General features: G+C 51.1%; 6 protein-coding genes and 1 rRNA gene. All 7 read left to right on the forward strand.

Annotation, left to right across the window (positions count from 1 at the left end; all coding sequences use genetic code 11):
* Window positions 1-33: 33 nt before the first annotated feature.
* Window positions 34-1,011, forward strand: a complete 978-nt coding sequence (locus QT230_RS15485) for a calcium/sodium antiporter (protein WP_308322882.1) — start codon at window positions 34-36, stop codon at window positions 1,009-1,011.
* Window positions 1,012-1,246: 235 nt separating this feature from the next.
* Window positions 1,247-2,662, forward strand: coding sequence for a cytochrome ubiquinol oxidase subunit I (locus tag QT230_RS15490; protein ID WP_308322883.1), 1,416 nt, complete (start codon window positions 1,247-1,249; stop codon window positions 2,660-2,662).
* Between the two features lie 2 nt (window positions 2,663-2,664).
* A complete protein-coding gene (gene cydB, locus QT230_RS15495) occupies window positions 2,665-3,666 on the forward strand; it encodes a cytochrome d ubiquinol oxidase subunit II (RefSeq protein WP_308322885.1) in 1,002 nt (333 codons plus the stop codon).
* A gap of 4 nt (window positions 3,667-3,670) precedes the next feature.
* Window positions 3,671-5,344, forward strand: coding sequence for a thiol reductant ABC exporter subunit CydD (gene cydD, locus QT230_RS15500; protein ID WP_308322899.1), 1,674 nt, complete (start codon window positions 3,671-3,673; stop codon window positions 5,342-5,344).
* Window positions 5,341-7,053, forward strand: coding sequence for a thiol reductant ABC exporter subunit CydC (cydC, locus tag QT230_RS15505; protein WP_308322886.1), 1,713 nt, complete (start codon window positions 5,341-5,343; stop codon window positions 7,051-7,053). The genes cydD and cydC overlap by 4 nt, the downstream gene beginning before the upstream one ends.
* Before the next feature lie 29 nt (window positions 7,054-7,082).
* On the forward strand, window positions 7,083-8,075 hold the full coding sequence (locus tag QT230_RS15510) for an adenosine deaminase (protein WP_308322887.1): 993 nt from the start codon (window positions 7,083-7,085) through the stop codon (window positions 8,073-8,075).
* A 348-nt stretch (window positions 8,076-8,423) separates the two neighbouring features.
* Window positions 8,424-8,622 (forward strand): 16S ribosomal RNA (locus tag QT230_RS15515); the annotation flags it as partial.

Raw genomic sequence — 8,622 nt, forward strand, 5'->3', positions numbered from 1 at the left:
CAGTACCCCTCATTATGTCACGAAGGAAACGAAATGTTGCTTCCCCTATTAGCAGTTTTGGTTGGATTGGTGATGTTGGTTTGGAGTGCCGAAAAGTTTATCGACGGCGCTGCAGCAACGTCCCGTTGGCTGGGGCTCTCACCGCTTCTAATCGGAATATTAGTCATTGGGTTTGGTACCTCTGCTCCCGAAATGATGGTGTCGGTACTGGCTGCACTTGACGGCAATCCAGGATTGGCGGTGGGCAATGCTTATGGCTCAAATATTGCTAATATTGGGTTAATACTGGGCCTCATAGCCCTTATTTCTCCCCTTGCTGTACATTCCAGCGTTATTAGCAAAGAAATGCCGATATTGATGCTGGTTATGCTGGCCACGGGGTTAATGCTGCTAGACGGTTTCGTCGCACGTTGGGAGGCGGTGTGCCTGTTGCTTGCGCTGGTGGCTTTTATCGTTATGAGTATTGTTCGCTCGCGCAAACAGTCCGAAGATTCACTGGTAGCTGAAGTGGCTGAAACCCTGGACAGCAAACAAATGTCACGGGGTAAATCCATCATTTGGACGTTGGTGGGGTTGGTGCTTTTGATTGCTAGTTCACGGCTGCTGGTATGGGGGGCGGTTGAAATCGCGATACGTTTTGGCGTAAGTGACTTGATTATCGGCCTGACCGTGGTGGCCATTGGCACCTCATTGCCGGAGCTTGCTTCTTCTATCACCGCTTTACGTCGTAAAGAGCACGATATGGTGTTAGGCAATGTGGTCGGCTCTAATTTATTTAATAGTTTGGCAGTGGTCGGTCTAGCCGGGGTGATTGCACCAATTGAAGCGGGCCGGGAGGTGTTGGTCCGTGACTGGAGCGTAATGACGGGGATGACGCTGCTGATGATTCTGTTTGCGTTCTCCTGGCGTGGGCGCCCTCGGCGAATTAATCGCTTAGAAGGTGGCATCTTGCTCGCGCTATTTATTGCCTATACCGGCTATATGGTGAGCATCGTTGTAATGTCTAGATAGCTAGTCGAGGCTTGGCAATCACCGTGATGCTGCTTCGTGCGTCAATGCGACACATCTTAGACGGTTAGCTACTATTATATGATGATTGTCAAAGTTGGTGCACTTGCATCAGGTTAAAAACAGTTTGTAGAAATAGGCTTAGTGCTTATAACTAAAAGTGCCGTGCCAAAAAGGCTCAACTAAGCTTGTGAGAACCCATGTATGGGATGCCGCTTCCAGGTCTTAGGAGAGTGAAATGGAACTTGATCCTCTAGTCTTATCGCGATTGCAGTTCGCTTTCGTTGTGTCGTTCCACGCCATATTCCCAGTGTTTACGATCGGTCTGGCGTCGTATATTGCCTTGCTTCATGGTCTGTTTTTCAAGACCAAGAACCCAGCTTGGGATCGCCTTTCACTTTTCTGGACAAAGGTGTTCGCCGTCGTTTTCGGCATGGGGGTAGTGTCCGGCATTGTGATGTCGTTTCAGTTCGGCACTAATTGGAGCAATTTCTCACAGGCTTCTTCGAACTTCCTTGGTCCTATGCTCAGCTATGAGGTTGTGACCGCCTTCTTCTTGGAAGCAGCGTTTTTAGGCGTATTGCTGTTTGGACGCGGTAAGGTTCCGCAAGGTGTTCATCTGTTTGCTGCCATTATGGTGGCGGTTGGTACGTTCATTTCCTCGTTCTGGATTTTATCGGCTAACAGTTGGTTGCACACACCTGCAGGCGTTGAGCTGATCGACTTTCGCTTCCATGTCACTTCCTGGCGTGAGGCAATCTTTAATCCATCTTTCCCCTATCGTTTTATGCATATGGCTGTTGCCTCTTTCTTAACGGGTGGCTTTGTTGTGGCAGGGGTGAGCGCATGGTTTCTATTACGTGATCGTGATCCGGAAGCGAATCGCCGGGCGCTCTCTATGTGCCTTTGGTTGCTGCTTTTTTTAGCGCCGACGCAGGCGGTGATTGGTGATTTTCATGGGCTAAATACACTTGAACATCAGCCTACCAAAGTGGCTGCGATGGAAGGGCACTGGGAGACCTCTACCAACGTGCCACTGCTGCTGTTTGCTATTCCTGATCAGGAGGCGCAAACCAACCACTTCGAGCTGGGTATTCCTAGCCTTGCCAGCATCATCTTGACCCATTCACTGGATGGTGAAATTCCTGGCATTAGTGAAGCGCCGCCCGAAGAGCAGCCTCCGGTAATCATCGTGTTTTGGGCGTTCCGGGTCATGGTTGGCATTGGTCTTTTAATGATTGCAGTGTCATTAACCGGATTGGCTTTACGTCGTAAAGGGCGCATTTTTGAGCAGAAGCTGTTTTTAAAAGGCTTAACCGCGATGATCCCTATGCCATTTGCCGCTGTACTCGCTGGCTGGATTGTCACTGAGTCGGGCCGTTCTCCATGGCTGGTTTACGGCATGATGACCCATGCAGAGGGCTTAACGCCTTCGTTGACTGGCCCAATGGCGTTATTCACTCTGATCGGCTATGTCTTGGTTTACGGCGTGGTGTTTTATGCGGGCATCTATTACCTCACGCGAGTGGTTCGCAACGGCATGCTGCCTGAAGAGGAGCGTGAGACCACCGACGAGAACTTCCATCGTCCAATGCGTCCGATGTCGGCTGCACATACTCCTTTTGACGATGATGTTGAACCGGCGAGGAACTAAACATGGAAATGTTTGATTTAACGTTAATCTGGGCCTTTATTATCGGTTTCGGCATCATGATGTATGTATTGATGGATGGATTTGACCTGGGATTGGGGATTCTTTATCCCTTTGCTCCTGATGAAGATGCCCGCGATGTAATGATGAATTCGGTCGCGCCTATATGGGATGGCAATGAGACTTGGCTAGTGCTGGGCGGAGCCGGTTTGTTGGGCGCTTTCCCACTGGTTTATTCGGTATTTTTACCGGCGCTCTATATCGGTGTTTTCCTTATGCTGGCGGGGCTTATATTTCGTGGCGTCGCCTTTGAGTTCCGTTTTAAATCGCGGCGCAATCGACGCTGGTGGAACCGTGCCTTTTGCTGGGGGTCGGCAATTGCCGCCTTTGCACAGGGTGCTGTCGTGGGTGCCTATATTCAAGGCTTTCCGGTTGAGAATTTTGCTTATGTTGGTGGCGCGTTTGACTGGTTAACGCCATTCTCAGTGTTAACCGGGCTCGGCCTAATGGCAGGCTACGCCTTGCTAGGTGCTACTTGGCTGATACTGAAATCTGAAGGCCATGTACAGGATTGGGCTTATAAAATCACTCCGATGCTACTTGTATTAGTGCTTTTCGTTTTTGGTGTGATCAGTATTTGGACCCCGTTTATTAACCCGCTGGTATGGGAGCGTTGGTTTGGCAATATTCAACTGATTTGGATATTCCCATTTCTGGCTCTGGCCTGTGCGTTTACCGTATATCGTTCGGTACAAAAGCGGCGTGAAAGCGTGCCTTTCCTGGCTACTATCGGTATTTATGTCTTTACCTATTTAGGGCTGATTGTCAGTAAGTGGCCTGTTATTGTGCCGCCGGATTATACGCTTTGGGACGCTGCTTCCTCGCCTGAATCACAGCTCTTCCTGTTGGTGGGTGTGGTGTTCGTTATTCCGATTATCTTGACCTATACCGCGTGGACCTATTGGGTTTTCCGCGGCAAGGTGCGCGTCGGTGAGGGATATCACTGATCGCATGGTAACGGGAGAGGCGCCTTCTATTACAGCACGTAGTTGGCTACAAACGCTGGCTAGAGGGGAGCGTAAGCGCCTACTGGGGTCAGCGATTTTCGGTGTTTTGGCAGGCAGCCAAACCATCGTGGTGGTAGTGGGGCTAGCGTGGCTCATCGGGCAGCTAGCGGTAGAGCATCGATCCCCTATGGCGCTCTTACCGATATTTGCCTTGCTGGCGAGTAGCGTGTTGTTACGCGCTGTTTTTCAGTGGGGGCATGAAAGCCTAAGTTTAGAAGCAAGCCTTCGGATTCGTCAGCGCGCCAGGGCTCAGTTGCTGGATAAGTTATCCGCATTGGGCCCGGTTTGGCTTACCACGCAACACAGTGGTTCACTTGCCAATCAAGTGGTTGAGCATGTGGATGCGCTGGAAGGTTACTTTGCACGTTTTTATCCCCAATTGCGGATTACGCTATTACTACCACTATTAATATTAATGGTGGTGTGTTGGTTAGATTATTTAGTGGCTGTTTTTTTGCTACTTTCTGCTCCGTTAATCCCGCTTTTTATGGCGCTCGTCGGTATGGGGGCTGAGCGTCTCAATCGCGATCAGTTTGTCGCCGTATCGCGTTTATCAGCGCATTTTATTGACCGCGTTCGCGGCATGACCACGCTCCAGCTATTTGGCCGAACGGCAGACGCGCAACAGGATGTTTGGTACGCCACCGATGGCTATCGGCGCCTTAGCATGCGTACGCTTCGGTTGGCTTTCCTCTCCTCAGCGGTGCTCGAGTTCTTCGCCTCAGTGGCCATTGCGGTGGTCGCTATGTATGTCGGTTTCGGTTTGCTGGGCTACATCGAGTATGGGCCCTCTATTTCTCTGACACTTTTTTCCGGCCTTGCGGTCCTGCTACTCGCGCCAGAGTTCTTCCAGCCATTGCGGACACTTTCGCAGCATTATCATGATCGTGCTGCTGCATTGGGCGCTGCCGAAAGCGTCGTTCACATTCTCAATACACCTGCCATGGTGGGCGCTAATGAAGCTAAAACGCCGCTATCGGGGCAGTCAGTTATTGAGTTAGCGGCGGCGAGCGTTGCCTATCCTGGTCGCGGACAAGTGATTGGCCCTATCGATCTTTCTATTCAGCAGGGTGATGTAGTGGCAATTAGCGGCGCCTCAGGCAGTGGCAAGTCGACACTGCTAGCGTTACTTGCAGGCTTTTTACCGCCGAGTGCCGGTGAGTATCGGCGTCAAGAGTACAGCCAGTGTGCTTGGTTAGATCAGCAGCCTTGTTTACTGCACGGGAGTTTGGCCGATAATCTTCGTTTGGCATCACCGCTCGCGTCTCGCGAAGCAATGACGGTTGCGTTGCAGCGTGTTGGCTTCGGGCCTTTATTGGCCCAATTGCCGGAGGGGTTAGATACGTTAATTGGCGAGCGTGGGGTTGGGCTTTCGGGAGGGCAAGCTCAGCGCTTAGCCCTTGCCCGTGTTTATCTCAGCAATGCTCCCCTGGTGTTGTTAGACGAGCCGACCGCAAGTTTAGATTTAGATACTGAGCAGTTCGTGATAGCGGCCCTGCTTGAGTTAGCTCAAGAGGGGCGGACCTTGGTGATTGCAACCCACCACCCTGCAGTGATCAATGCTGCCAAGCGCCATTTTTTCTTTGAGCATGGTCGCTTGAAGAGGGGCGTTGCATGATGGCCATTTTCCGCGAATTCCGCCCTTGGTTAACGCTGTTAGTGCAACGGCGTCGGCGCTTTATATTAGGCGCTTTGCTGGTTTGGATTACGCTGTTAGCAGGTCTTGCTTTACTGGGGTTGTCTGGTTGGTTTATCACCGCTAGTGCATTGACGGGGATTGCATTAGCGCAGGGTATTCCGGCGCGCCTGGATGTTTACGTACCCGGTGGAGGGATCCGTTTCTTTGCTTTGGTGCGCACAGTTGCTCGTTATATCGAGCGACTGTATAACCACAATACGGTGCTGACCCTTCTGGCTGACTTGCGTTACCGCGTATTCGGTCATTTAACACAGCTAGATGATGCCCGCTTGCGCGGGGAGCGTGCCAGTGACTGGCTGAGTCGTTTAACGGCTGATATCGACACGTTAGATAATTTTTATTTACGGATTCTCGTGCCACCCTTAGTCGCTTTGCTAGGGGTAGTCGCCGTATCACTTTTCGTAGCTATTTGGTTGCCTAGCGTTGCCCTATTAATGGCCGTTACCCTTATTGTTCTTTGGGTGGTGGTGACACTATTTGCCGCCATCTGGGGGTTTTCTCATAGTTATCAGCAGGTGGTAGATCAGCAATCTCTTCGTCGCTTAATTGTCGATCAGACGCAGGCCTCAGCAGAGTTATTAAGCTACCAAAGTTCTCGCTGGCATCGTTCGCTTATTGATACCCAAGAGCGCCAAGCCTTTAGTAATCAGCGACGTTTGGGGCGTAGAACCGCGCTAATGAACTGTTTGGTAAATGCCGTTAGCGGATTGATGGTGGTGGCAGTGCTATGGTTAGCGAGCTTAGTGTTTGCTCAGCAGTTGGTGTCAGCCCCTATCCTTGTGATGACTGTGTTGATCGCGCTGGGGATTAATGAAGCGTTGCTCGCCCTGCCCGCAAGCTTTATTAAGCTGGGTGCGAGCTACGCGGCAGTTCAGCGCTTGAATGGTCTGACCTGTGATCCTGCACCGCTTAATTCAATTGTCATGTTCGCAGAGCAGGCGGGGGTTGCCATCAGTGCGAGTCAGCTCTCTTTGCGCTATTCGCAGTCATTAGAGCCCGCATTAGATAGCGTTAGCTTTCAGTTGCCAGCGGGTAAGCGAGCGGTCATTACCGGTAAGTCCGGTGCTGGCAAGTCATCTTTAGCCAGTGTGCTGATGGGGCGCTTGAAAGCTAGCCAAGGTGAGGTGGCGGTGGGCGGCGTTCAGCCGTGGCAAGTTTCGCTAGAGCGCCGAGCTGATCAATTTGCCATGCTTACCCAGCAAGTGGATCTGTTTGATGCCTCTTTAGCCGAGAATCTACGTATCGCTAATCCCTCTGCTGATGATGCAGCGCTTTGGGAAGCACTGGGTGCTGTTGCCTTGGATAGCTGGGTCCAGCAATTGCCTAACGGTTTAACTACTGCGGTCGGTGAGAAGGGGCAGCAGCTTTCGGGCGGCCAGGCAAGACGCTTGGCGTTAGCGCGCTTAATGCTACGAAACCCGAGTGTGGTGCTGCTTGATGAACCCTTTGCGGGAGTTGATGCGGCGACGGCAAAACACATCGCGGCATCCCTGGATAAATGGCTGGTTAATAGAACGACTATCTTCTTTGTGCATCAAGTTAGTTCGCTGAATCTATTGCCCGAGGTCGAGTACCATTGGCACCTTGAAGCCGGTAAGCTTAAGCAAAATTCGATTGAGCAAAATTGACTATTAGCTACTCCCGTAAGGAGCCCTTCATGCAAGATTTTTTACAAACACTCCCTAAAGTAGAGCTCCATTTGCATATTGAGGGTTCATTAGAGCCAGAGCTGATGTTCGCTTTAGCTCAGCGCAATGGCATTGAACTGCCCTACGCTACGGTGCAAGAAGCTAAAGATGCCTACTGCTTTAGTGATCTACAGGGCTTTCTAAACCTTTATTTCCAAGGCATGAGCGTACTGCGCAATGAGCAGGATTTTTATGACCTGGCGATGGATTATTTCAGGCGGGCACGGGAAGAAGGGGTGGTGCATATCGACATGCACTTTGATCCTCAGGCGCATCTTCAGCGTGGCGTGCCGCTAGAAGTCGTCATGGCCGGTTTGTTAAAAGCAAAGCAAGAGGCTGAGGAATCCCTTGATCTCTCTATTGGCATGATAATGGCGTTTCTGCGCGATCGTCCGGCAGAAGAGGCATTGCATGTGCTTGAACAGGCCGCACCCTATTGGAAAATGCTGGATGCCATCGGTTTAGATAGCGCAGAGAAAGAAAATCCGCCGAGTAAGTTTGTCGATGTGTTTGAACGTGCCAAGCAGTTGGGGCTTGTGTGCGTAGCCCATGCGGGCGAGGAAGGGCCAGCAGAGTACATTAAAGAAGCACTAGAGCTACTCAATGTTGAGCGTATCGACCATGGGGTGCGCTGCTTAGAAAGTGAAGAGGTAGTTGAGCGTTTGCGTAGAGAGCAGATCGCTCTAACCGTTTGCCCGCTCTCTAACGTCAGCCTGAAAGTAGTAGAGGATCTTCGCGATCATCCACTCCCCAAACTTTTGTCTGAAGGCCTTAAGGTTACCATTAGTTCAGATGATCCCGCCTATTTTGGCGGTGGTATGCTGACAAATCACCTCGCCTGCGCCGAAGCGTTTGGCTGGGACAAGGCGGTTTTTCGCCAGTTAACCCGCAACGCTATTGAAGAAGCCTTTACTACCCAGCAGCGTCGCGATGAGTTACTAAGGCGTTTAGCAGCGATCTAGTTTTGCGGTTTTGCGGTGTGGCCTAGCCATATTAGTCACATTATCTATTTAGTGCAGTGCACGGTTTTTACTCAAAAATATCACATTCGCTGTTGACCCTGACGGAGAATCGGGTAGTATACGCCACACGTCAACGGGGCACTGCCTCAGCGACCAGCTCTTTAACAATTTGATCAGGTAATTCATGTGGGCGCTTGCTGACGTTGGTGACAAATCACCAAATATCAAGGCAAGCGGTCATGACAATGTAAATTGAAATGAATTCGTTTGAACCTTGAGCCAAGTTTGATCCGCTTTTGCCATCTTCGGCTAGTCCTTAGGTGAGCAAGTAAGGATCACAATGATTGTAAACTGAAGAGTTTGATCATGGCTCAGATTGAACGCTGGCGGCAGGCCTAACACATGCAAGTCGAGCGGTAACAGGGGGTGCTTGCACCCCGCTGACGAGCGGCGGACGGGTGAGTAATGCATAGGAATCTGCCCGGTAGTGGGGGATAACCTGGGGAAACCCAGGCTAATACCGCATACGTCCTACGGGAGAAAGGGG

This window comes from Halomonas sp. SpR8 (genome assembly GCF_031010195.1).
Classification (GTDB): Bacteria; Pseudomonadota; Gammaproteobacteria; order Pseudomonadales; family Halomonadaceae; genus Vreelandella.